Genomic DNA, 22,131 nt, shown 5'->3' on the forward strand with positions numbered 1-22,131 from the left:
TCAAGCGGTCTGCAACACCGCGCGCAGCCCCGGTTGCGCGTCTTCGAGCAGCAACTGGTAGCCGTGGGTCCTGGTCACCGCCGCGACGATGGCCAGGCCCAGCCCGGTGCCGCTGCCCCGGGCTTCATGATGCCCGCGGGCGAAACGCTGCAGAACGGTATGGCGCTGGTCTTCGGGAATCCCCGGGCCGTTGTCCTGTACTTCGATACGCGTGCCGTGCGGCCCGGCCACCAGTTTCAGCCACACGCAGCCACCCGCCGGGGTGAATTTCACCGCGTTGTCCAGCAGGTTCATCAACGCTTCGGCCAGCAACTCCCGGTCGGCCAGCAACGGCGGTACCGGTTCGATGGCCAGGCGCAGCTCGATACCCGCCTCTTCGGCCACCGGCTGGTAATCCTCGAATACCTGCTCCAGCAGCGGCCCGCAGGCCAACGTGGTCATGCCCGCACGGCGCGCCTGGCTGTCGATCTCGGCAATGCGCTGCAGGGCGCGAAAACGACTGAGCAGGGCATCGGCGGCGTCCAGGGATTTTTCCAGGCGCTCGCGCAGCTGTTCGCGGGGCGCGTGTTCCCAGTCCATCAGGGTGCGGTGCAGTTGCGCGCGCATTTTGTTCAGCGGCGTGCGCAGGTCATGGGCGGCGTTGTCTTCGAGGCTCTTGACCTCATCGAGCAGGCGCCCGACCTCGACGACCATGCGGTTGACCAGCGATGACAGCATGTCCAGCTCGTCGCCACGGCGGGTGACCGGCAGGCGCTGGGTGAAATCGCCTTCGGCGATGCGCCGGCTGGCGGCCTGCACATGACGCATGCGGCGCAGCGGCGCGAAGCCCAGCAATATCGCGACCAGCAGGCCGACCACCAGAATCAGACAGGCGCTCCAGCCCAGGTAGCGCAGCAGGATGGCACGCAGCCCGGCGAGGGTCTTGGCTTCGTAGCCGATCACCAGCACCTGGCCATTGACCAGCTTGCGACCGATCAGCTTGGTACCGGCAGCGAACCCGGCCTCCTGCCACTCATGCGGCTGGCCGTCGAGCGGAATGTCTTCAGGAAGGTGCTGCAAAGCACCATGCAGATAACGCCCATTGGCCTCGAACAGGCCATAGGAAATCACCCCGCGCAGGTCGCCCTCCTCCAGCCGGGTGATTTCCTCGGGCAACGCTTCGGCGGGCAGGTAGAGCAACTGGCGCATCTCGCCGAGCATGATCTTGTCGGTCTGCCGCGACAGGTAGCCCTCCACTTGCCAGTAGATGAGCACGTTGAGCAGCAAGGCGCCCAGCGACAGCACCACCGCATAGGTGAGGGTCAGGCGAAAGGCGGTGGTGCGCAGCAGGCGGGCGCGCACGCTCACTGCTCCGTGCCGTCGACCAGCACGAAGCCGGAGCCACGCAAGGCATTGATCACCACCTTGCAACCCACCACATCGAGTTTGCGGCGCAGGCGTGTGAGGTGTACGTCGATCAGCTTGGTGCCGGGGTCGAAGTGATAGCCCCACACCGACTCGAAGATCAGCGCGCGGGTCACCACGGCTCCGGCGTTACGCATCAGGAACTCCAGCAACTTGAACTCGATGGGCGACAGCCCCACACGCTGCTCACCGCACAGCAGTTCGCGGCTGAGCAGGTCCAGGCCCAGGTCGCCGACCTGCAGCAGGGTTTCGCGCTCCGGCACCTCGCCATGGCGGCGCAGCAGCACCTCGATGCGCGTGGCCATCTCTTCGGAGACGAACGGCTTGACCAGGTAATCGTCGCCGCCGGCACGCAGGCCACGGATGCGGTCGTCCACGTCGGTCAGCGCACTGATCATCAGCACCGGGGTGCGCACCCCCGCACCACGCAGCCGGGTGATCACTTCCAGACCATCCAGGCCCGGCAGCATGCGGTCGAGGGTGATGGCGTCGTAGGCGCCTTGCAGCGCCAGCTCCAGCCCCTGCTGGCCATCCCCGGCACACTCCACGGCAAAGCCCATCCGGCCCAGCTCGGCGGCGATTTCATGAGCCGTGTCCTGGTCGTCTTCGATGCACAAGACCTTTCGCATGAAAGCCCCCCTATCCATTTGTGAGCTCATGTTAGCAAGCTGGCGAAGCCAGGCGAACAGCGCATTCATGGGAAATGGCCAGCAGGCCGCAACGCGCCTTTCGACAGCTCCGGCGCAGGGCTTGAAAACCCTGAACGAACGCTGCGGCGCAGCGTCGAATTGCCGTCTGAAAGTTACAGCTTTTTAACCAAGCCTTACCGCGCAGGCGCCTAACTCATTGAAATACCGTGATATAAAACGGCGCGCCGCTCACCCCGGTCGGGCACCACGCCCGCCTGCTGCCACCGCCCGAATTCGACCAAACGCCGGCCAGTTCCGCACCGGCTTCGGGCCCTGACACCAGAGGAATGCAAACCATGACCCCAAGACACTGGAGCGCCGTCGCCCTGGCGGTTTCTGCCTCGCTCAATCAACTGGCCATGGCCGAGACCATCGAAAGCCAGGACGACGCCAAAGGCTTCGCCGCCGGCAGCAGCATGTCGATACTGGCCCGCAACCAGTACTTCAACCGTGACCGCCAGGACGGCGACCGCGACAACCGTGACTGGGCACAAGGCTTCATCGGCAACTACAGCTCGGGCTTCACCCAAGGCACCGTCGGTGTCGGCATCGATGCCTTCGGCCACTTCGCCGTCAAGCTCGATGCCCAGGAAGGCGACAGCGGCACCGGCAACCTGCCTCTGAAGCGCGATGGCAAGGCCGCAGACAGCTTTGGCAGCGCCGGCGCGGCGCTCAAGTTGCGGGTGTCCAAGACCCAGCTGCGCTACGGCAACCTGCAGCCCACCGCTCCGGTATTCGCCGTGGGCGGCACACGCCTGCTGCCGCAGAGCGCCACCGGCCTGGAACTCAAGAGCAGCGAGATCGATGGCCTGGACCTGGAAGCCGGGCGCTACACCAGCACCAACAGCAACGTGACCACCAATCAGGACCACGATATCTACGCGCTGTACGCCAATGTCACGGCGCGCAAGGCGACCTACGCCGGTGGAGTGTACCAGATCACCCCGAACTGGACCGCAAGCCTCTACGCGGCGCAGTTCGAAGACGTGTGGAACCAGTACTACGCCAACACCAACTACGTGCTGGCCCTGGGCGGCGACCAGTCGCTGACCTTCGACGCCAACCTGTACCGCACCCTCGACCAGGGCCAGGCCAAGGCCGGCGCCATCGACAACACCACCGCCTCGCTGGCCGCGACCTACGCCTTCCTCGGTGCGCATTCGATCACCCTGTCGGCGCAGAAAGTGCACGGCGACACGCCGTTCGACTACCTGGCGGTGGGCAACAACGGCAATGGCGAAGGTGGCGACTCGGTGCTGCTGGCCCACTCGGTGCAATGGTCGGACTTCAACGGCCCCAACGAGCGCTCGTTCGGCATCACCTACAACCTGGACATGACGCCCTACGGCGTGCCCGGCCTGAGCTTCATGGCCCGCCACATGCGCGGTTACGACGTCGACGGCACACGGGTGTCGGCCGACAGCGCCTATGCCGGACTGTATGGCGCAGACGGCAAGCACAACGAAACCGACCTGGAAGCCAAGTACGTGGTGCAGAGCGGCGCGGCCAAGGACCTGTCGCTGCGGGTACGCCAGGCCTTCCACCGTGCCAACGCCGACCAGGGCGAAGGCGACGTATCGGAACTGCGCCTGATCGTCGACTACCCCATCACCTTGCTGTAACGCTGGATGGGCGAGGCTTTAGCCGCAATACAGGTCAGTTAAACCGGGTAGGAGCGGCTTCAGCCGCGAAGCGACCGCATGTTCACAACAGATGCAGTGAGTTTCCTGGCGTTTTCGCGGCTAAAGCCGCTCCCACCAAGCCACATAACGACTAACTGCACTGTATTGGCTTTAGCCGCAATACAGGGCTGCGAAGGCAAGGACCCCGGCCTTTTCACTGTATGCCCATACATATAAAACTTGATCTGCCCGAGGCCCTGGCGCATCCTGTCGGCCTCGACCGATTGAAGAAAGCTTGCCGGCCATGCGCCTGTTTCTCTGCGAAAAACCTTCCCAGGCCAAGGACATCGCCGCCGTGCTGGGTGCCACCCGACGCGGCGACGGTTGCCTGAGCGGCGCCGGCGTCACCGTCACCTGGTGCATCGGCCACCTGCTGGAAACCGCCCCGCCCGACGCCTACGACGCCCGATACAAGCGCTGGGTGCTGCAGGACCTGCCCATCGTGCCCGGCACCTGGAAGATGCAGGTCAAGCCCAAGACCGCCAGCCAGTACAAGGCGGTCAAGCGCCTGCTTGGCGAGGCCCGCGAGCTGGTGATCGCCACCGACGCCGACCGCGAAGGCGAGATGATCGCCCGCGAACTGGTCGAGCATTGTCGCTATCGCGGGCCGATCCAGCGTCTGTGGCTGTCAGCGCTGGACGACGCCTCGATCCGCAAGGCGCTGGCGGCGCTGCGTCCGGGCGCCGATACCTTCAGCCTTTATCATTCGGCGCTGGGCCGGTCGCGGGCCGACTGGCTGATCGGCATGAACATGAGCCGTCTGTTCACCCTGCTCGGGCGCCAGTCCGGCTACCAGGGCGTGTTGCCGGTGGGCCGGGTGCAGACCCCTACCCTGCGTCTGGTAGTAGACCGTGACCGCAGCATCGCCGACTTCGTACCAGTACCCTACTGGGCCATCGACGTCGGCCTGCGCCATGACGGCCAGGACTTCACCGCCCAGTGGCGCGCGCCTGGCGAATTCTGCGACGAACAGGACCGCTGCCTGAACCAGGCCCTGGCGCAGCAGGCCGCCCACGACATCACCCAGGCCGGCAGCGCCCGGGTGGCGCGGGTACGCACCGAGCGGGTTCGCGAAGCCGCGCCGCTGCCCTTCGACCTGGGTACCCTGCAGGAAATCTGCTCGAAGAAGCTCGGCCTCGGCGCCCAGGAAACCCTGGATATCGCCCAGGCGCTTTACGAAACCCACAAGCTGATCACCTACCCGCGCAGCGACTGCGGCTACCTGCCCGTCAGCCAGCATGGCGAGGCGGCCGGTATCATCGCCGCCCTGTGCGCCGCCGACCCGAGCCTGCAGCCGTTGCGTGAACACCTCGACGCGCAGCGTCGCTCGCGGGCCTGGAACGACGCCAAGGTCAGTGCCCACCACGGCATCATTCCCACCGCCGCGACACGGGCCTTCGAACGCCTGAGCGGCAAGCCGCGCGCGGTGTACAGCCTGATCCGCGCCCGTTACCTGGCGCAGTTCCTGCCCAACCACGAGTACGACCGGACCCAGGCGGATTTCGACTGCGCCGGGCAGGCCCTGCGCGCGGTCGGCAAGCGGGTCATCGAACCCGGCTGGAAACGCGCCCTGCCCGAGGCCCTGGCCCCGGCCAAGGGCAAGCAGGCTCCGCCGCCGCAGGCATTGCCGGCCCTGCGCCAGGGCGACAACTGCCCAGTCACCGGGGTGCAGCTCAAGGACCTGTGGACCCAGCCGCCCAAGCCCTACACCGAGGGCGACCTGATCAAGGCCATGAAGAACGTCGCGCGCCTGCTCGAAGACCCGCTGCTCAAGCAGAAGCTCAAGGAGACCACCGGCATCGGCACCGAAGCGACCCGTGCGGGTATCATCCAGGGCCTGCTCGACCGGGGCTATCTGCGCAAGGACGGCAAGGCGCTCAGCGCCACCCCTCCGGCGTTCAGCCTCATCGACAACGTGCCGCGGGCGATTGCCGACCCCGGCACCACGGCGATCTGGGAGCAGGCACTGGACATGGTGCAGAGCGGCGAGATGAGCCTGGAAGAGTTCGTCGCCAAACAGGCGGCGTGGATGAGCAAGCAGGTCGAACGCTGCCAGGGCCTGCGTCTGAACCTGCAGGGCATGCCCGCACCGGCGGGTGCGGCGCCGTGGAAGAAATCCCGCAAGCGCAAGGCGTCCGGCAACTCGCGCGGCGCCAAGGGCGGTACGTCGAACAAGACCACGGCAAAGGCTGCAGCGACCAGCGCCGCCGCCAAGCCACGCCGCAGCAGCCGCAAGCCATCGGGCAATGCATGAATTTCCCAGGCGCTGGCAAGCGTGCAAGACTGGGCGCTTTTTCCGCAGACTGATCCGCCATGTCCTTATCCAAGCGCGAACAGGCGCACCTCGAACGCCTGCTCGGCCGCACCCTCACCGAAGCCTGCGAAACCGCCAAGGCGCAACTGCCAGGCTTCCAATGGTTGACCCATGAGGTCGATTACCAGCGTTTCCCTGCCAGCCTGCTGGTGACCTGGGTGTTCGACACCGAAGCCAGTCGCCAGGCGGCGCTGCTGGCCGGCCAGGACCAACGCTTGAACGAACTCACCGGCATGGCCCTGGCCGAAGCCGGTATCCACCTGGAACAGGTGGAACGCCATGTGTCTTGCGACAGCGAGCAAGCCTGCCAGCGCAGCCACGCCGGCGACTGGCAGGCACGCCTGGCGCGTCGACGCGGGCGCCACTGAAACTCTGCAAATCCCGGATAAAGCCGATCTGTTCGCTTAAGCGGCATGTGCCCCGGTGGGAGCGGCTTTAGCCGCAATACTGTTCGCTTAAGCGGTATGTGGCCGGTGGGAGCGGCTTTAGCCGCGAAAGCGCCAGGAAATTCAGTGCATCTGTTGTGAACAGGCGGTCGCTTCGCGGCTGAAGCCGCCTACCCGGCCTAACTGACCAGTATTGGCTTTAGCCGCGAAAGTGCGAGTAAATTCAGTGCATATGTCGCGAACAGGCGGTCGCTTCGCGGCTGAGGCCGCTCCTACCCGGCCCTGAGTTTCACACCAGGTAACGCCTGAACCAACCCAGGGTCCGCTCCCACGCCAGCTTGGCCGCCGCTTCGTCGTAACGTGGCGTGGAGTCGTTGTGGAAGCCATGGTTGGCGCCCTTGTAGATCCACGCCTCATACGGGGTGCCAGCCGCCTTCAGGGCCTGTTCGTAGGCCGGCCAGCCTTCATTGATTCGCGTGTCCAGCTCGCCGTAGTGGATCTGCACCGGCGCCTTGATACGCGGCACCTCTTCGGCCCTGGGCTGGCGTCCGTAGAACGACACCGCCGCCCCCAGTTCCGGGTAGGCCACCGCCGCCGCATTAGCCACACCGCCGCCATAGCAGAAACCGGTGATACCGACCTTGCCAGTAACAGCCGGGTCGGCCATCAGCCACTCGATGGCGGCAAAGAAGTCATTCAGCAGCTTTTCCGGGTCGACCTGCTGCTGCATTTCCCGACCCTTGTCGTCGTTGCCGGGGTAACCGCCCAGGGAACTCAGCCCATCCGGGGCCAGAGCGATGAAGCCAGCCTTGGCGACACGCCGTGCCACGTCCTCGATGTAGGGGTTCAACCCACGGTTCTCGTGCACTACCACCACGGCGGGCAGCTTGCCGGCAACCTTGGCGGGGCTGACCCGGTAGGCACGCACCTGGCCGTGGCCCTTGGGCGACGGGTAGGTCACGTATTCGGCGACGATGTCGGGGTCGGTGAACGGCACCTGCTCGGCCAGCGCGTAGTCCGGGCTCAACGCGGTCAAAACGGCCACGGCGGTAAGGCTGCCGGCGGTGAACTTCGCCGCCCGGTCGAGAAACTCGCGGCGGTTGATCTGGCCATGGGCGTAGTAGTCGTACAGCTCCAGCAGTTCAGGCGAAAAATCACGGGCGGTGAGTCTGGACATCGCGGGGGCATCCTCGGGTAGGGAAGTCAGGATTGCGGCCCCCAAGCATAGCCTGCGGCCAGGCAAACCACCGAAACCTGCGCAACCGGCAGAAAATTGCCGACACGAATGCTAATAAATCTTGATTGGGATGTTATATTGTAACCATAACTATCAGGAAACCCTCCATGTCGTCCCGCACAATCGCCTCTTTCGCCGGCTTCGCGTTCAGCGTGCTCGGCGCCCCGCTCTACGCTGCCGACCCTGCTTCCCCCATCGAACTCGACGCCCTGACGGTCAGTGCCGAGCAGGACTACGAAACCGCCAGCGGTCCGGTCAAGGGCTACCGCGCCACGCGCTCGGCCACCGCAACCAAGACCGACACCGCGATCAAGGACATTCCCCAGTCGATCAGCGTAGTGCCCGCCACCGTGCTCCACGACCTCGGCACCAGCCAGGTGGAACGTGCCCTGGACTACGCCGGCGGCGTGTCCAGGCAGAACAACTTCGGCGGCCTGACCCTCTACGAGTACAGCATCCGCGGCTTCACCACGTCGGAGTTCTACAAGGACGGCTTCAGCGCCAACCGCGGCTACCCGGCCACCCCGGACACCGCCAACGTCGAGCGCATCGAGGTGCTCAAGGGGCCGGCCGCCAGCCTGTATGGGCGTGGCGACCCTGGCGGCACGGTCAACATCGTCACAAAGCAGCCCCAGCGCGAAGCCTTCACCACCCTGCAGGCCAGCGCCGGCAGTTGGGACCGCTACCGCACCGCGCTGGATGCCAACGCCCCGTTGAACACCGAAGGCACGCTGCTGGGCCGCGTCAACCTGGCCGTGGAAGACAACCACAGCTTCCGCGACCACGTGCAAAGCCACCGCGTATTCGTTGCCCCGTCGCTGCGCTGGGAACTGAGCCCGGACACCAGCCTGCTGGTGCAGACCGAGTTCGTCCGCCACGACTCGATCTTCGACCGTGGCATCGTCGCGCCGAACAACCGCTGGAGCGGCGTGTCGCGTTCGACCTTCCTCGGCGAGCCGGACGACAAGATCGACAACGACAACAACCTGATTCAGGCGATCCTGGACCACCGCCTCAACGACAGCTGGTCGCTGCGCCTGGCCAGCCATTACAAGGAAGGCGAGCTGGGTGGCTTCGCCAGCGAGTCGCGTCCGCTGAACGCTGATGGCCATACCGTCAACCGTCGCTACCGCGAACGAGACATGAACTGGCACGACAGCATCACCCAGCTGGAGCTGCGCGGTTTCTTCGACACCGGAGCCCTGCAGCACGAGGTACTGATCGGCACCGAGTACGAGAACTACCGCAAGAACGAGCGGGTCACCACCATCGCCGGCAGCCCCTACGCCACCGATATCTACAACCCGGTGTACGGCCAGGCCAAGCCCAACGGCGCGCGTTCCGGCACCGACTTTTTCGAGCACGTGGAAAGCCGTGCCTTGAACCTGCAGGACCAGATCATCTTCACCGACAAGCTGCGCGGCATGCTCGGGGCACGCTACGAGCACTTCGACCAGCAGATCGACAACTACGCCGGCAACAGCACCCAGCGCCAACGCCACGATGCCTTCACCCAACGTGCCGGCCTGCTCTACCAGCTGACCCCGCAAGTCGGTCTGTTCGCCAACGCCTCCACCTCGTTCAAGCCCAACAACGGCTTGGATGCCGCCGGCAAGAGCTTCGACCCCGAAGAAGGCGTCGGCTATGAAGTGGGCATCAAGAGCGAGCTGTTCGACGAGCGTCTGAGCACCACCCTCGCCGCCTTTCATATCGACAAGGAAAACGTCCTGGCCCTCGACCCGGGCAGCGATACCAGCCGCGCGGTGGGCAAGGCCCGCAGCCAGGGCCTTGACCTGCAGCTGACCGGCCAGCTGACCGATGCAGTTCGGGTCATCGGCGCCTTCGCCTACATCGATGCCGAAGTCACCAAGGGCGACCGCAGCATTCCCACCGGCAGCCGTATCCTCGGCGTGGCCAAGCGCAGCGGCAGCCTGCTGGGCGTGTACGAGTTCCAGGAAGGCACGCTGCGCGGTTCGGACCTGGGCGCAGCGTTCAACTACGTGGGTGATCGCTCCGGAGAATCGGGTTCGAACTTCGAGCTCCCGGCCTACCACACCGTCGACCTGCTGGCGCACTACAAAGCCACCGACAACCTGACGGTGGGCCTGAACCTCAACAACATCTTCGACGAGAAGTACTACGAGCGCTCCTACAGCAATTACTGGATCGCACCAGGCGAACCGCGCAATTTCACCGTCAGCTTCACCCTCAACCTCTGATCGATAAGAAAAAAGGAAACACCATGCGTTTCAACTCCTCTTTGCTGGCACTGGGCATCAGCGGCGCCCTGCTGTGCGCCGGCCAGGCTTCGGCCCATGGCCTGTGGACCGAGCAACGTCGCGGCAACATCGAAGTGATCTACGGCCATGGCGCCGAAGACAACGCCTTCAAGGCGCAGAAAGTCAGTGGCGCCTGGGCCTATGACCTGGCCGGCCGGCAGGTGCCGGTGACCGTCGAGCGCCTGGACGACCATGCCCGGCTCAAGCCGATCAAACCCGTGGCGATCATGAGCGTGGCCCTGGACAACGGCATGTGGACCCGCGACAAAGACAAGAAATGGATCAACCAGGGACGCAGCAAGGTGCCGGGGGGCACGGACTCGATCCACACCTTCAAGTACAGCCTGGCGATCTATGCGCCCGGTGCCCGGCTGCCAGCGCTGGACAAATTGAAGATGGTCATCGTGCCGCTGGCCGATCCGCTGAAGGTCGGGCCGGGCAAGCCGCTGCCGGTCAAGGTGCTGGTCGATGGCAAGCCCGCCGCCGGTATCAAGCTGATCGGCGACTACCGCAGCGAGCCGGATGAAGTCAGCGCCGAAACCGACGCCGAAGGTCGCGCCAGCGTGGTGGTGCGCAACGAAGGCCTGAACGTCATCGCCGCCGAAGTCACCCTGCCGGTCAAGGGCGATGCCGACATCGAAGCCCGAGGCCTGTTCACCTCGCTGACCTTCGTGGGCGAAGAGCACCACGACTGACCCCGGCATAACCTGCTGCGCCGCGTTACCCGGCGGTGCTGCAGGCTCGGGTCAGCGCGGCACATCACTGCGCAGGAACCGTCGCTGGTGGTCCGCTGTGGGCATCAGGCATTGCGCATGGCGGCCGAACCAGCGGTAACGGTTACGCGCCACCCAGTCGTAGCCCAGGTCACGCAGCCGCTCCGGCACCACACGCAACACCCGCAACCACGGCCACAGCCCCGGCAACTGCCGCACCACCTCGAAGAAGGCTTCGGAACGCACCCAGTAGTGCCGGTCACGAATGGTCGCCATGGTATCGAAGCGATCCAGCGGCAGCCCGGCCCAGGCCAGCAGCGCCTGGCCTTCGGCCGACTGTACGGTGGCCAGGCGGATGCGCTGCCGGCGGTCGTGACGGATCACGAACTGCGCCCAGCCGTTGCACAGCTTGCACACCCCATCGAACAGCACCACAGTCTCGCCGGGAGCCAGCAACGGCGCAGGTTCGGGGCGCAAAAGAGAAGAAACCATCCAGGGCCTCGTGGGTGTCGAGTCGCGAAGCCCCGACCCTAACCGAGAAAGCCAGGCATTGACCAGCGCAGCACGTCAGTGACCGCTTCAGCCTACACACGCCGCCGGATTGCAAGGCGGGCCGCCTGACGACCACCCGCCCCGCAAGCCGCGGTCAGTGTGCAGCCGTGGCCAGCGTGCCCGACAGCTGTTCTTCGCCCACCACCGCCGGAGCGGTCTCGCGCATCTTCAACGCGCAAGCGGTGGAGATCACCCCCAGGGCGCTGAACAACAGGGCCGGTCCGATCCAGCCGACCATGGCGTAAAGGCCGGTGGCCAGGAATGGCAAGGCACCGGCCACCAGCGAGGCACCGTTGTAGCCCAGGGAAATGCCCGACGAGCGGACGTTGGCCGGGAACTGCTCGGTGAACCAGCTTGCCTCCACGGCGAATATCGGGTCGTGGCTGAGCAGCAGCGACAGCGCCACCGCGACCACGATCAGCACCACCACGCCGGTGTTGATCAGCAGGAACAGCGGAATGCCGAAGGCGATGGTGAACAGCGAGCCGATGAGGAACACCTTCTTGCGCCCGATGCGGTCACTGAGCGCGCCGAAGAACAGGTGGCTGCCCAGCCCCAGCGCCGAACCGACCAGGGTGCCCCACAGCACGTTTTCCTTGCTCGCCACCCCGGCCAGCAGCACGTACGACAGCATGAAGCTGGTGGCCAGGTAGTAACCGCCGGTTTCCGCCAGGCGCAGGCCGACGATCTGCAGGATCTTGCGCCAGTCGTTGCGGATCACGGTCAGCGCCGGCTGCTGGATCAGGGTGTTCTCGGCTTTCATCTTCTCGAATTCCGGCGACTCGCTGACCCCCAGACGAATCCACATGCCCACGCCGACCATCACCACCGAGGCCAGGAAGGGTGCGCGCCACACCCAGTCGCCTTCGAGCAACGCACCGGAGAGCAGGAACGCGCCGTTGGCCATCAGCAGACCAAGCGGAATGCCGATCTGCGGCACCGCGCCGAAGAAGCCGCGGCGCTGCGGTGGCGCATGCTCACAGGCCATCAACACTGCACCGCCCCACTCCGCGCCAAAGCCGATGCCCTGGATCATGCGCAACAGAATCAGCAGCAGCGGCGCGACGACCCCGGCCTGTTCGTAGGTGGGCAGCGCACCGATCAGCACCGTGGCGCCGCCCATCAATAGCAGCGACCAGAGCAGCACTGCCTTGCGGCCGATGCGGTCGCCGTAGTGTCCGGCCAGGTAACCGCCCAGCGGGCGCATGAAAAAGCCCACCGCCATGGTGGCGAAGGCCGCCAGGATGCCGACGATCGGCTCGGTGGTGTGGAAGAACACCGAGCCGAACCAGCCGGCGGCCGCTGTGCCGTAGATGAAGAAGTCATAGCTCTCCACGGCCGAACCGACCATGGAGGCGAAGGAGACTTTCGAAGCCTTGTCGTGTGGCCCGGCGGCCACCTCAGTGGAATGACTCATGGAAAACCCTGCCTTTATTGTTGTTGTACGGGTGGGCAGGCCCGCCTGCCCGGTCTTCATGTGTGCCGTTTCAGCGCCAGGTTTCGATCACCCGGCTGTCGTCACGCTGCCCCAGCCCGGCCTGCGCCGCGCTGGAAAAACGCTGGTGGGCGATGTCCAGCAGCGGCACCGAGGCATGGCAGGCCTGGGCCGCATCGGCCACCAGGCCGCTGTCCTTGACGAAGATGTCGACCATGCTGGTGACCTGCGCATCGGTGCCCTGCAGCATGCGCGGACCACGGTCGGAGAGCATCCACGAGCCCCCCGCCCCGCGCTCCACCAGCTCCAGAACCTTGGCTGGATCCAGGCCCAGGGCATGGGCCAGGTTGAGGGCTTCGGCAGCGGCCACCAGGTGCACCGAACACAGGTGCTGGTTGACCACCTTGATGGCCTGGCCGTCACCGATGCTGTCCCCGGTGGATTTGACCTCACCCATCGCCGCCAGTACCGGGTTGACCGCCTGCACGTCTGCAGGCGCCCCGGAGGCGAAGATCAGCAGGCTGCCGGTGCGCGCCCGGGCCACGCCACCGGTAACCGGTGCATCGACCACCCGCGCCCCGCGTGCCGCCAGGCGTTCACCTTGTTCACGCGCGGCAGCCGGGCCGACGGTGCTCATGATTACCCAGTACTGGCCAGGGCGCAGTGGCTCGAAGCTGTCCACCAGGGCCTGCAACTGCGCCGGGGTGGCGACCATCACCACCACGGCCTCGGCATCCTGCGCGGCGCGCCAGTCAGCGCTGGCCTCCAGGCCCTGCTCACGCGCCCGTTCACGGCCCGCTTCGCTGAGTTCGATACCGATCAGCGCATGGCCGGCCTGGCGGATCTGCTGGGCCATGGGCAGGCCAATGGCCCCCAGGCCGATGAATGCAACTTTCATGTGCGTGCTCCTCAACCCAGCCATTGAAGAATGTTGGCGGCCATCACTGCGGCGGAAATGCCGTAGCGGTCGTGCAGCGTCGGCAGTGCGCCGGCATCCAGGAAGGCGTCCGGCAGCGCCACCTGGCGCAGTTCAGGCGCCACCCGCGCCTTGAGCAGGGTCAGTGCGACAGCCTCGGACAAACCGCCCACGGTGCTGTGGTTCTCCGCCACCACCACCAGGCGCCCGCTGCGCCGGCAGGCTTCGATGATGCTCGCTTCATCCAGCGGCTTGATGGTCGGCACGTGCAGCACCGCCACATCGGCACTGCCATCGCCGAGCAATTGCGCCACTTCCAGGGCACGCATGGTCATGATCCCGCTGGCGATGATCAGCACGTCCTTGCCGTCGCGCAGCAGCTTGGCCTTGCCCAGTTCGAAGCGGTAGTCGTATTCGTCGAGCACCATTGGCACCTTGCCGCGCAGCAGGCGCATGTACACCGGCCCGTGGTGGGCGGCGATGGCTTCCACAGCCTGGGCGGTGTCCAGCGCGTCGCAAGGGTCGATCACCGTCATGCCCGGCACCGCGCGCATCAACGCCAGGTCATCGGTGGCCTGGTGGCTGGGGCCGTAGCCGGTGGTCAGGCCAGGCAACGCCGCGCAGATCTTGACGTTGAGCCGCTCCTCGGCGATCACTTGGTGGATGAAGTCATAGGCACGCCGGGTGGCGAACACCGCATAGGTGGTGGCGAACGGCACCAGCCCTTCCTTGGCCATGCCACCGGCGGCGGCCATCAGCAACTGCTCGGCCATGCCCATCTGCAGGTGCCGCTCGGGAAACTCGCGGGCGAACACGTGCAGGTCGGTGTACTTGGACAGGTCGGCACTCATGCCGACGATGCGCGGGTCCCGCTGCGCCGCCGCCACCAGCGCGTGGCCGAACGGCGCCGTCTCGGTACGCTGACCTTCGGCGGCGATCGAGGCGATCATCGCCGAGGTGGTCAGCCGCGGCTTGTGGGTAGTTTCGTTGCTCATGTCACTGCGCCCCCTGTGCATAGGCATCATCCAGAGCGCGCAAGGCGGCCTGCCATTCGTCCGCCTCGACGCGGATGAAGTGGTTCTTCTCGCGGTCTTCGAGGAAGTCCACGCCTTTGCCCATCAGGGTGTCGAAGAGAATCACCCGCGGCTGCGCCGCTTCCAGGGCCATGGCACTGTCGAACGCCTGCAGCACCGCTGCCAGATCGTTGCCGTCGACCCGCTGCACGTGCCAGCCGAAGGCCTGCCATTTGTCCACCAGGGGTTCGAACTCCAGCACCTCGTGGGAATTGCCATCGGCCTGCTGCTTGTTCAGGTCGACCAGCGCGATCAGGTTGCCCAATTGGTGGTGCGCCGCCGACAGGGCGGCTTCCCAGGTCGCGCCTTCGTCCAGCTCGCCATCGGACATCGAGTTGAACACCCAGGCCGGGTTGCCCTTCATGCGCAGCGCCAGGGCCATGCCTACGCCGATGGCCAGGCCCTGGCCCAGCGAACCGCCGGAGATTTCCATGCCGGGGGTGTAGGTGGCCATGCCCGACATCGGCAGGCGGCTGTCGTCGGCGCCGTAGGTCTCCAGCTCCTGTTCAGGCAGCACGCCGGCCTCCAGCAGCGCCGCATACAGCGCGATGGCGTAGTGACCATGAGAGAGCAGAAAGCGGTCGCGGCCCTCCCATTCCGGGTTGGCCGGGTCGAGACGCATGGCATGGCAGTAGGCGACGGCCAGCACATCGGCCCAGCCCAGGGCCTGGCCGACATAGCCCTGGCCCTGTACTTCGCCCATGCGCAGGGCGAAGCGGCGGATGCGCCAGGCGTGGTGTTTCAGGTGGGCGAGCGTATCCGGCGTCGTCGGCGCTCGCTGAGGAATTATTGTCATTGTGTATTCCTGCTTGCGATGTAAGAGTCGCCATGCCGAACTACTGTATGAGATTCATCAAACAGTCCGACACGGAACCTGAAACCAACGCTATCACCCGATATTGCGGGCTTACAAAGGACATTTTTACAGGAATGAGTGAACCAAATTCACCAATAGCCGCACTGCGCAAAGTGCCGCTATCGTCCTTGCGGGTCTTCGAGGCAGCCGGGCGCAGCGGCTCCTTCGCGGTCGCCGCCCAGGAACTGGGGCTGTCCTCCAGCGCCGTCAGCCACTCGATCCGAAAGCTGGAAGAAGCCCTCGACCTGCAGTTGTTCGAACGCACCACCCGAGAGGTGAACCTGACTCTCAAGGGCCGCGTGCTGCTGGAACACGTGCAACGTGGCCTCGACGAAATGCAACGCGGCTTTGCCCTGGTGAATGCCGACGAGCCACCGCCGCTGCGCCTGCACACCGCCCCCAGCTTCGCCACCCAGTGGCTGATGCCGCGCCTGCAGCGCTTCGTGGCGGCTTACCCGCACATCGATCTGCGCTTCTCGGCAAGTACCGACTATGCGCGCTTCGACAACGACGACTTCGACCTCGACATCGTCTACGGCGAGCCGCGCGGCAGCCTGCACGAAATCGTGCCGCTGGCCGTGGAGCACCTCACCCCGCTGTGCAGCCCCGAGGTCGCAAAGCACATCCGCAGCCCCCAGGATCTCTACCAGCACACACTGATCCAGTGCGAAGTGCAGATGCTGCAATGGAAAGGCTGGTTCGAAGCCAACCACCTGTTCGCCCCGCACCACTACGCCTTGCGCTTCGACCGCAGCGCCATGGCCATCGCCGCGGCGGTGAACGGCATGGGTGTGGTGCTGGAATCGACCCTGCTGGCCGAAGGCGAACTGCGCAGCGGCGCGCTGGTGGCCCCGCTGCGTAGCCTGACCCATGACATCCAGTACATCGGCCACTACCTGGTGTACCCCAAGCGCCGAACCCGTCACGAGGCATCCGAGGTATTCAAGAAGTGGCTGCTGGATGAGATCGGCGTGCGCTGACCGCGTTCAGGCCAGGCGGTGTCACTTCTTTCCTTCGATAAAGTTACCTCAGCGGTGAGAGGGCTGATGACAACTGTCAAGCCGTGGTGTTGAGTACGTTCAGGTCTCCGACGCTCATTCGCTTCTTACACGCTGACTCCAGTTCGAGCAGTTGACTGAGGCCGTGTTGGACGACGAGGCCCCACACTTTTTTCGCCGACATCATTTGAGAATGCACTGACCCATGACCGAAACCCCATACGAAACAGGGCCACGCACCGTGGTCATCCAGTTGCAGCCCGAAGATCTTGCCATGGCCCAGCGACTGCACTTCTGGCAGCATGTCTTCAGCCGGGCCGGCCTGATCAGATTGTCGATCCTCTGCGTGATTGCCACGGCAGCTTTCGCCTACGTGTTGTGGCTGATGGGTAACAAGGCCGTGCTGCCGGTTGCAATCTTCGCCCTGATTACTCCGTTCGCAGTGCTCGGTTTTCCATTTCTGATCACGCAGATGCTGGGCGGAATCCGGGCGCGCAAGACGTTCGCCCAGCAGAAGACCCTTCAAAAGCCTACCTGCCTGGCCTGGGATGAACAGGGCGTGGTGATGAAGAGCGACTACGGGCATGCTCGCGCGCCATGGACGGATTTTCGCAAGGCGCGTGAGGATGAGCGGCTGATTCTCTTGTACGAATCCGATCGACTCTATCGGCTGATCCCCAAGCGCTGTCTGTCCGCCACGCAACTGGCGGATATCCAGTCCTGCCTGGCGGCCGTACCGCCGGGTTGACCTCGCGCCTGTCAGGTTCAGATCGTCTGCAGCCTCAGAATGATGGAAGAAGCCGGTTATCGACCCTTGCCAGATCTTGGAAGCATGCGAGCCAGCGTATCGTCCTTGATCCAGTAATGGTGGAATAGGCCCGCCGCGGCGTGCAGGGCGATCAACCAGTAGCCCGCATTGCCGATGAATTCATGCGACTCTTTAAGCTGTTTCGCCCATTCAGGGCTGATTTCGATCGGCGCCCACACGCTGAAACCAAAATAGGGAAACGGCTTGCCCCCGGCTGCGAGCATCAGCCAGGCAAGCACCGGTGTCGTGATCATCAGCCCATAAAGGGCCAGGTGCACGAGATGTGAAAGTCTTTCCTGCCATTGTGCCGGCCTTGGTGTGATAGGCGGACGTGGGGCCAGGCGTCCCAGAAGGCGCAGCCAGACGAGTACGAAAATGCTCAGCCCCAATGCACCATGCAACCCCAGAAACAGGCTGCGTGCGTTGCTCCCGCGCGGGAGTAATCCCTTGATCTGAATACAGGCATAGACGCCCGCAAACAGGGCCAACATCAACCAGTGCAATGCGATGGACAGGTTTCCATAGCGTTGAACAGTCGTCTCTCGGGTCATGAAAAGCCTCATACATCCTGATGGTGGGATCAACAGAGGCCGAGTTTGGGAGTGCAAGCTTAAGCGAGTCTTAGGTTGCGCAGGATGGTAGGGAAAACGCTTTGGAGGCAGGGCTGACTGCCGCTCTGAGTCAATGGCTTCGGTTGGCTGTGACACAGAGGCGACCGGTTCAGTCAGTCTCCCGCGAACGCGCTTCCGGGCCGCCCCGGACGAGGCGCTGATGGCGTGCATGCGGGGCTGCTGACGCGCTTGAGCGCGGCTTCACGCCACACGCAGCCACAGCGCCGTGGCATCGTCGCTGGCCTTGAAGCGCGGGTAGCGCAGGCAGGCCGCGTCCTCACGTTCGATGCGCCGCAGCTCTTCGGCCAGCGGCGCCAGCCCGGTGGCCAGCAAACGCTGCATGAAGGCTTCCGGTTGATAGGCCTGGTAGGTGTCCAGCAAGGCCGCGAAGCCGTCGCTCATCAGCAGCAGGTCATCACCTGGCGCCACCGCCACACGTACATACTCGATGGCTTTCATCGCCTGACCGGCGTCAACGCTGAGCACCGCCTTGGGCCGCTCGCGGGCGGCGCGGCGGTCGGCCAGCACCGCTGGCGTGCGCACCGCCCCCGCGCCCGCCCCCGGCCCCAGGGCCAGGGCCTCGGCGCGTTCCTGATGACGATCCGGCGCCGGAGTCAGGAAAGCCACGCCCTGGGCGCTGCGGTGCAGCACCACGCAATCGGCCAGAAAACCACAGGCCAGCACCGGGCCTTCGAGGGCCAGCGCCGCCAGGGCTGCCTGCGGCAACTCCCACTTGCCCTGTGGTTCACGCTGGCGCGCCTGCGCATAGGCCGTGGCCACGCTGGCGAAGACCTGCCCGCAGATATCGGCCAGGGTACCTTCGGCGGCCATGAATGCACGATGCGCGACACCGGACAGCCACGCCGCCCCACCCCGCTCGCCCACCAGCCCCGACGGGCCGAGGTCGGTGGCACCGTCGATGACCCAGGCATGCCGCTCGCCACAGCCGGCCCGATCGTCGTTCGGCACCTGAGCCTTGCCGGCCAGGCTGATGGATTCGATGAGGTCCAGATGCATGGGGTTCTCCTGCAACACGAGTCGAGGCCAGTTGACCGTCAAAGTTCGAGGATGTTCGCCAAGCCGTGGATGTGCGAACCGCTTTGGCTGGCGCTTGAAGGAATCAAGCGCGCCATCATGGCACGCCATCGCCACGCCGTCTGCCCGACCGCCGACCGGTCGGGCACTGAACCTTGATCCGGCGGTCATAGCTGGGCTGAAATCCGCCCCGCACCGAAAATCACGCCGGGGCGCTGAACAACGATTTGCAACGGAAGAACCCTGTGTCAACAAAGCTGCTCTGCTTCATGCTCTGCGCCACCCTGCTCGGCGGCTGTGCCACCTCCAAGGAAGTCTCGCCAGGGGCCACCGCGCTGGCCAGCGACACCAGCCGTCTGGTCGGCATCTGGGCGATGCAACCGCTAAACAACGGCATCGCCAACGTCAGTGAATTCCGTGCCGATGGCACGGTACTGCTGCACCCCTTCAACTGCCTGGACAGCCATGTACAAGCGCCGGAGCCGGGACGCTACAGCATCGCCGCCGACGGCAGCCGTATTCAGGTACAAGCCCCGCAGGAGCGCTTCGAACTCAAGGTGCTGGCCTTTTCGCCGCAGACGATGCAGCTGGGCATGGAGGTGGCCGGCCAGTCACTGACCTTCGACTACCGCAAGGTCACGCAACTGGCGCCGCGCTGCGAAGGCTACCCGAGCGCTGCCGAGCGCGCCCGCCAGACGCCTTACCAGCCCAGCGACTTCACCCCGGCGCCGCAGGTGCCGGCGCATGCCAACCTGCAACGCTACCTGGGCAAGTGGGCGCTCGATGGCGAGGTGCAGGTCGAGATCCGCCGCGATGCGCGCGGCGTCACCGTTATCGACCATGCAACCGGCGGCGACTGGCATTACCTGTACAACGACGTGCGCTGGGTGGGCAACGCCCTGCACTTCCAGAGCTTTGCCTACTCTGCCAACCCCGCGCAGTTCAGCCATCCACTGCACAAATCGCAGAGTGCCACCATCCTGCAGCCCACCGCCGACGGTCGGATGCGCTACATCCAGATGATCAACGGTGAACTGGCCGAGCAGTTGTTGAGCCGCGTGCGCTGAGTCGCCACCCGCCGGGTGCCCGCAATCTTTGCAACGTCTTGTCACCGGCGGGCGCCCGCCTGAACTAACGCCGCCTGTGGGGTATCCACTATCTTTGTGCGATTTGCTCGACCCGACCCTGGACCGTAAACCACAAGGAGCACCACCGTGACCGTACCCGACCATTCCCCTTACCGCACCGCGCCGGGCCCGCTGCACGGGATCCTGCTCGGCGGCAGCGTGTCGCTGTTTCTCGGCGCGCTGCTCAGCGATATCGCCTACTACAACACCGTGCAGATCCAGTGGAGCAACTTCGCTTCCTGGCTGATCGCCGGGGGCCTGCTGTTCGCCGGTCTGGCCGGCCTGTTCGCCATCGCCAACCTGCTGCGCGCCGCGCACAAGGGCGGCCGCCCGCTGGTCTACCTGCTGCTGTTGCTGGCCACTTGGGTGCTGGGCCTGATCAACGCTTTCGAACACGCCAAGGACGCCTGGGCGGTGATGCCCGCCGGCCTGGTGCTGTCGGTGTTGGTCGCCCTGCTGGCCGTGGTCTCGGCGTGGACCGGCTTCAGCAACCTGCGCGCCGGAGGTGCCCGATGAACAGCCGCCTGATCAAACCACTGAGCCTGCTCGGCCTGACCCTGTTGCTGAGCGCCTGCGGCGGCGAAGCCGACAGCACCCAGGCGCGCGGACCGGACCCTAAGCTGCCCGAACCACAACGCGGCCTGTTGCCCAGCATGAAGATCGCCGAGCCGGCCGAATGGGGCAGCCAGAAGCCCACGGTGCCGCAAGGCTTCGCCATTAACGCCATTGCCACCGACCTGAAGATTCCGCGCCAGACCCTGGTGTTGCCCAACGGTGACATTCTGGTGGCCGAAGGCCGCGGCGGTAATGCCGCCAAGCTCAAGCCCAAGGACGTGATCGCCGGCTACATCAAGGCCCAGGGCAATACCAAGGTGAAGGGCGGCAACCGCCTGACCCTGCTGCGCGATGCCGACGGCGATGGGCGCTACGAAGTGCAGACGGTGTTCGCCGACAACCTCAACGCGCCCTACGGCCTGGCCTTCGCCGACGGCAAGCTGTACGTCGCCAACCAGGATGCCGTGGTGCGGTTCGACTACCAGGACGGCCAGACCCAGGCCAGCGGTGCGCCGGTCAGGCTCACCGCCCTGCCGGCGGAGGTCAACCACCACTGGACCAAGGCCATGACCATCAGCGCCGACGGCCGCTACCTGTACGTGGGCATCGGCTCGAACAGCAACATCGGCGAACGCGGCATGGAGGTCGAAGCCGACCGCGCGATGGTCTGGCAGATCGACACCCAGACCGGTGCGCACAAGCCCTACGCCACCGGCCTGCGCAACCCTACGGCGCTGGCCATCCAGCCCGGCAGCGGGCAGCTCTGGGCGGTGGTCAACGAGCGTGACGAACTGGGCCCGGACCTGGTGCCGGACTACCTGACCTCGGTGAAGGAAGGCGCCTTCTACGGCTGGCCGTGGAGTTACTGGGGGCAGAACGTCGACAGCCGTGCCCATCCACAGAACCCGGACATGGTGGCCAGAGCGACCAAGCCGGACTACAGCCTGGGCTCCCACGTCGCGGCGCTGGGCGTGTCGTTCTCGATCCCGGCGATGGGCGACAGGTTCGCCAATGGCGTGTTCGTCGGCGAGCACGGCAGCTGGAACCGCGACAACCCGGTGGGCTACAAGGTGATCTTCGTGCCCTTCAACGACGGCAAACCGGCTGGTGAGCCAGTGGACTTCGCCACCGGTTTCCGTGGTGAAGACGGCAAGACCCGCGGCCGCCCGGTGGGCGTGACCGTCGACCCGAAAGGCGCGCTGATCATCGCCGACGACCTGGCCAACACGGTCTGGCGCGTGACCCGCCAGCCATGAGCCAAACGGGGCTGGCCAGAGCGGTCAGCCCTGCTTTCCAGGATAAACGCTCCAACTTGATGGGGGGGCCGGTTCACTTGGTAATTGGATGGACTCGCCCCCGCCGAGGCGTCTATGCGCCACGGTGGCATCCTATAGATGTCAGCGACAGCGAGGGCGAGACCATGAGCAAGAATACTTCCAAAAAGACCGCTTTGCCTGCAAC

The 22,131-nt window shown here is 65.3% G+C and carries 20 protein-coding genes; 10 read left to right on the plus strand and 10 right to left on the minus strand.

Annotated elements, in window-relative coordinates:
- Entirely contained in the window at positions 1–1,341 is a 1,341-nt protein-coding gene (locus QZ497_RS21740) for a sensor histidine kinase (protein ID WP_295479561.1), read from the minus strand.
- Between the two features lie 2 nt (positions 1,342–1,343).
- Positions 1,344–2,033: a response regulator transcription factor gene (locus QZ497_RS21745; protein WP_295479564.1), complete on the minus strand. Its 690-nt coding sequence runs from the start codon at positions 2,031–2,033 to the stop codon at positions 1,344–1,346.
- Between the two features lie 356 nt (positions 2,034–2,389).
- On the opposite strand from QZ497_RS21745, the gene QZ497_RS21750 reads away from it, so the two are divergent.
- From QZ497_RS21750 to QZ497_RS21760, 3 genes are all read left to right on the plus strand, one after another.
- Entirely contained in the window at positions 2,390–3,715 is a 1,326-nt protein-coding gene (locus QZ497_RS21750; protein ID WP_295479568.1) for an OprD family porin, read from the plus strand.
- A gap of 304 nt (positions 3,716–4,019) precedes the next feature.
- Entirely contained in the window at positions 4,020–6,029 is a 2,010-nt protein-coding gene (locus QZ497_RS21755; protein WP_295479570.1) for a DNA topoisomerase III, read from the plus strand.
- Positions 6,030–6,088: 59 nt separating this feature from the next.
- Complete coding sequence (locus QZ497_RS21760) at positions 6,089–6,457, plus strand: hypothetical protein (RefSeq protein WP_295479573.1); 369 nt, start codon at positions 6,089–6,091, stop codon at positions 6,455–6,457.
- Positions 6,458–6,764: 307 nt separating this feature from the next.
- Here the strand turns inward: QZ497_RS21760 and yghX are convergent, their stop codons facing one another.
- Positions 6,765–7,652, minus strand: coding sequence for a YghX family hydrolase (yghX, locus tag QZ497_RS21765; protein ID WP_295479576.1), 888 nt, complete (start codon positions 7,650–7,652; stop codon positions 6,765–6,767).
- Positions 7,653–7,819: 167 nt separating this feature from the next.
- On the opposite strand from yghX, the gene QZ497_RS21770 reads away from it, so the two are divergent.
- Positions 7,820–9,931: a TonB-dependent siderophore receptor gene (locus QZ497_RS21770; RefSeq protein ID WP_295479579.1), complete on the plus strand. Its 2,112-nt coding sequence runs from the start codon at positions 7,820–7,822 to the stop codon at positions 9,929–9,931.
- Between the two features lie 23 nt (positions 9,932–9,954).
- Positions 9,955–10,686: a DUF4198 domain-containing protein gene (locus tag QZ497_RS21775; RefSeq protein ID WP_295479582.1), complete on the plus strand. Its 732-nt coding sequence runs from the start codon at positions 9,955–9,957 to the stop codon at positions 10,684–10,686.
- A 51-nt stretch (positions 10,687–10,737) separates the two neighbouring features.
- Here QZ497_RS21775 and QZ497_RS21780 read toward each other — a convergent pair whose 3' ends face one another.
- From QZ497_RS21780 to QZ497_RS21800, 5 genes are all read right to left on the minus strand, one after another.
- Entirely contained in the window at positions 10,738–11,196 is a 459-nt protein-coding gene (locus QZ497_RS21780) for a thiol-disulfide oxidoreductase DCC family protein (RefSeq protein ID WP_295479585.1), read from the minus strand.
- A 154-nt stretch (positions 11,197–11,350) separates the two neighbouring features.
- Complete coding sequence (locus QZ497_RS21785; protein WP_295479588.1) at positions 11,351–12,673, minus strand: MFS transporter; 1,323 nt, start codon at positions 12,671–12,673, stop codon at positions 11,351–11,353.
- 70 nt (positions 12,674–12,743) lie between these two features.
- Complete coding sequence (locus tag QZ497_RS21790; protein ID WP_295479592.1) at positions 12,744–13,589, minus strand: NAD(P)-dependent oxidoreductase; 846 nt, start codon at positions 13,587–13,589, stop codon at positions 12,744–12,746.
- A gap of 11 nt (positions 13,590–13,600) precedes the next feature.
- On the minus strand, positions 13,601–14,602 hold the full coding sequence (locus tag QZ497_RS21795; protein ID WP_295479595.1) for a transketolase C-terminal domain-containing protein: 1,002 nt from the start codon (positions 14,600–14,602) through the stop codon (positions 13,601–13,603).
- Position 14,603: 1 nt separating this feature from the next.
- Entirely contained in the window at positions 14,604–15,476 is an 873-nt protein-coding gene (locus QZ497_RS21800; protein WP_295479597.1) for a transketolase, read from the minus strand.
- A gap of 134 nt (positions 15,477–15,610) precedes the next feature.
- Here QZ497_RS21800 and QZ497_RS21805 point away from each other — a divergent pair, with 134 nt between their 5' ends.
- Together QZ497_RS21805 and QZ497_RS21810 are read left to right on the plus strand one after the other, a co-directional pair.
- Complete coding sequence (locus QZ497_RS21805) at positions 15,611–16,516, plus strand: LysR substrate-binding domain-containing protein (protein ID WP_295479601.1); 906 nt, start codon at positions 15,611–15,613, stop codon at positions 16,514–16,516.
- Positions 16,517–16,739: 223 nt separating this feature from the next.
- Positions 16,740–17,282, plus strand: coding sequence for a YcxB family protein (locus QZ497_RS21810; protein WP_295479604.1), 543 nt, complete (start codon positions 16,740–16,742; stop codon positions 17,280–17,282).
- A gap of 56 nt (positions 17,283–17,338) precedes the next feature.
- On the opposite strand, the gene QZ497_RS21815 is transcribed toward QZ497_RS21810, so the two are convergent.
- Positions 17,339–17,893 carry a cytochrome b gene (locus QZ497_RS21815; RefSeq protein ID WP_295479607.1) on the minus strand — a complete coding sequence of 185 codons (555 nt, stop codon included), beginning with the start codon at positions 17,891–17,893 and terminating at the stop codon, positions 17,339–17,341.
- A gap of 261 nt (positions 17,894–18,154) precedes the next feature.
- Positions 18,155–18,970 carry a protein phosphatase 2C domain-containing protein gene (locus tag QZ497_RS21820; protein WP_295479610.1) on the minus strand — a complete coding sequence of 272 codons (816 nt, stop codon included), beginning with the start codon at positions 18,968–18,970 and terminating at the stop codon, positions 18,155–18,157.
- 263 nt (positions 18,971–19,233) lie between these two features.
- On the opposite strand from QZ497_RS21820, the gene QZ497_RS21825 reads away from it, so the two are divergent.
- The 3 genes from QZ497_RS21825 (at position 19,234) to QZ497_RS21835 (ending at position 21,926) form a co-directional block, all read left to right on the plus strand.
- Entirely contained in the window at positions 19,234–20,055 is an 822-nt protein-coding gene (locus QZ497_RS21825; RefSeq protein WP_295479612.1) for a hypothetical protein, read from the plus strand.
- Positions 20,056–20,202: 147 nt separating this feature from the next.
- Positions 20,203–20,631 (plus strand): DUF2231 domain-containing protein, encoded by a 429-nt coding sequence (locus QZ497_RS21830; RefSeq protein WP_295479615.1) that lies wholly within the window; start codon positions 20,203–20,205, stop codon positions 20,629–20,631.
- On the plus strand, positions 20,628–21,926 hold the full coding sequence (locus QZ497_RS21835; RefSeq protein ID WP_295479618.1) for a sorbosone dehydrogenase family protein: 1,299 nt from the start codon (positions 20,628–20,630) through the stop codon (positions 21,924–21,926). Before QZ497_RS21830 ends, QZ497_RS21835 begins: the two co-directional genes overlap by 4 nt.
- Positions 21,927–22,131: the final 205 nt, after the last annotated feature.

Origin of the sequence: uncultured Pseudomonas sp. (assembly GCF_913777995.1) — a bacterium.
Lineage (GTDB): Bacteria > Pseudomonadota > Gammaproteobacteria > Pseudomonadales > Pseudomonadaceae > Aquipseudomonas.

Coding starts and splice junctions, on each gene's coding strand:
- QZ497_RS21745 (WP_295479564.1), bottom strand. CDS start 2,033: ATGCGAAAGGTCTTGTGCATCGAAGACGACCAGGACACGGCTCATGAA.
- QZ497_RS21750 (WP_295479568.1), top strand. CDS start 2,390: ATGACCCCAAGACACTGGAGCGCCGTCGCCCTGGCGGTTTCTGCCTCG.
- QZ497_RS21755 (WP_295479570.1), top strand. CDS start 4,020: ATGCGCCTGTTTCTCTGCGAAAAACCTTCCCAGGCCAAGGACATCGCC.
- QZ497_RS21760 (WP_295479573.1), top strand. CDS start 6,089: ATGTCCTTATCCAAGCGCGAACAGGCGCACCTCGAACGCCTGCTCGGC.
- yghX (WP_295479576.1), bottom strand. CDS start 7,652: ATGTCCAGACTCACCGCCCGTGATTTTTCGCCTGAACTGCTGGAGCTG.
- QZ497_RS21770 (WP_295479579.1), top strand. CDS start 7,820: ATGTCGTCCCGCACAATCGCCTCTTTCGCCGGCTTCGCGTTCAGCGTG.
- QZ497_RS21775 (WP_295479582.1), top strand. CDS start 9,955: ATGCGTTTCAACTCCTCTTTGCTGGCACTGGGCATCAGCGGCGCCCTG.
- QZ497_RS21780 (WP_295479585.1), bottom strand. CDS start 11,196: ATGGTTTCTTCTCTTTTGCGCCCCGAACCTGCGCCGTTGCTGGCTCCC.
- QZ497_RS21785 (WP_295479588.1), bottom strand. CDS start 12,673: ATGAGTCATTCCACTGAGGTGGCCGCCGGGCCACACGACAAGGCTTCG.
- QZ497_RS21790 (WP_295479592.1), bottom strand. CDS start 13,589: ATGAAAGTTGCATTCATCGGCCTGGGGGCCATTGGCCTGCCCATGGCC.
- QZ497_RS21795 (WP_295479595.1), bottom strand. CDS start 14,602: ATGAGCAACGAAACTACCCACAAGCCGCGGCTGACCACCTCGGCGATG.
- QZ497_RS21800 (WP_295479597.1), bottom strand. CDS start 15,476: ATGACAATAATTCCTCAGCGAGCGCCGACGACGCCGGATACGCTCGCC.
- QZ497_RS21805 (WP_295479601.1), top strand. CDS start 15,611: ATGAGTGAACCAAATTCACCAATAGCCGCACTGCGCAAAGTGCCGCTA.
- QZ497_RS21810 (WP_295479604.1), top strand. CDS start 16,740: ATGACCGAAACCCCATACGAAACAGGGCCACGCACCGTGGTCATCCAG.
- QZ497_RS21815 (WP_295479607.1), bottom strand. CDS start 17,893: ATGACCCGAGAGACGACTGTTCAACGCTATGGAAACCTGTCCATCGCA.
- QZ497_RS21820 (WP_295479610.1), bottom strand. CDS start 18,970: ATGCATCTGGACCTCATCGAATCCATCAGCCTGGCCGGCAAGGCTCAG.
- QZ497_RS21835 (WP_295479618.1), top strand. CDS start 20,628: ATGAACAGCCGCCTGATCAAACCACTGAGCCTGCTCGGCCTGACCCTG.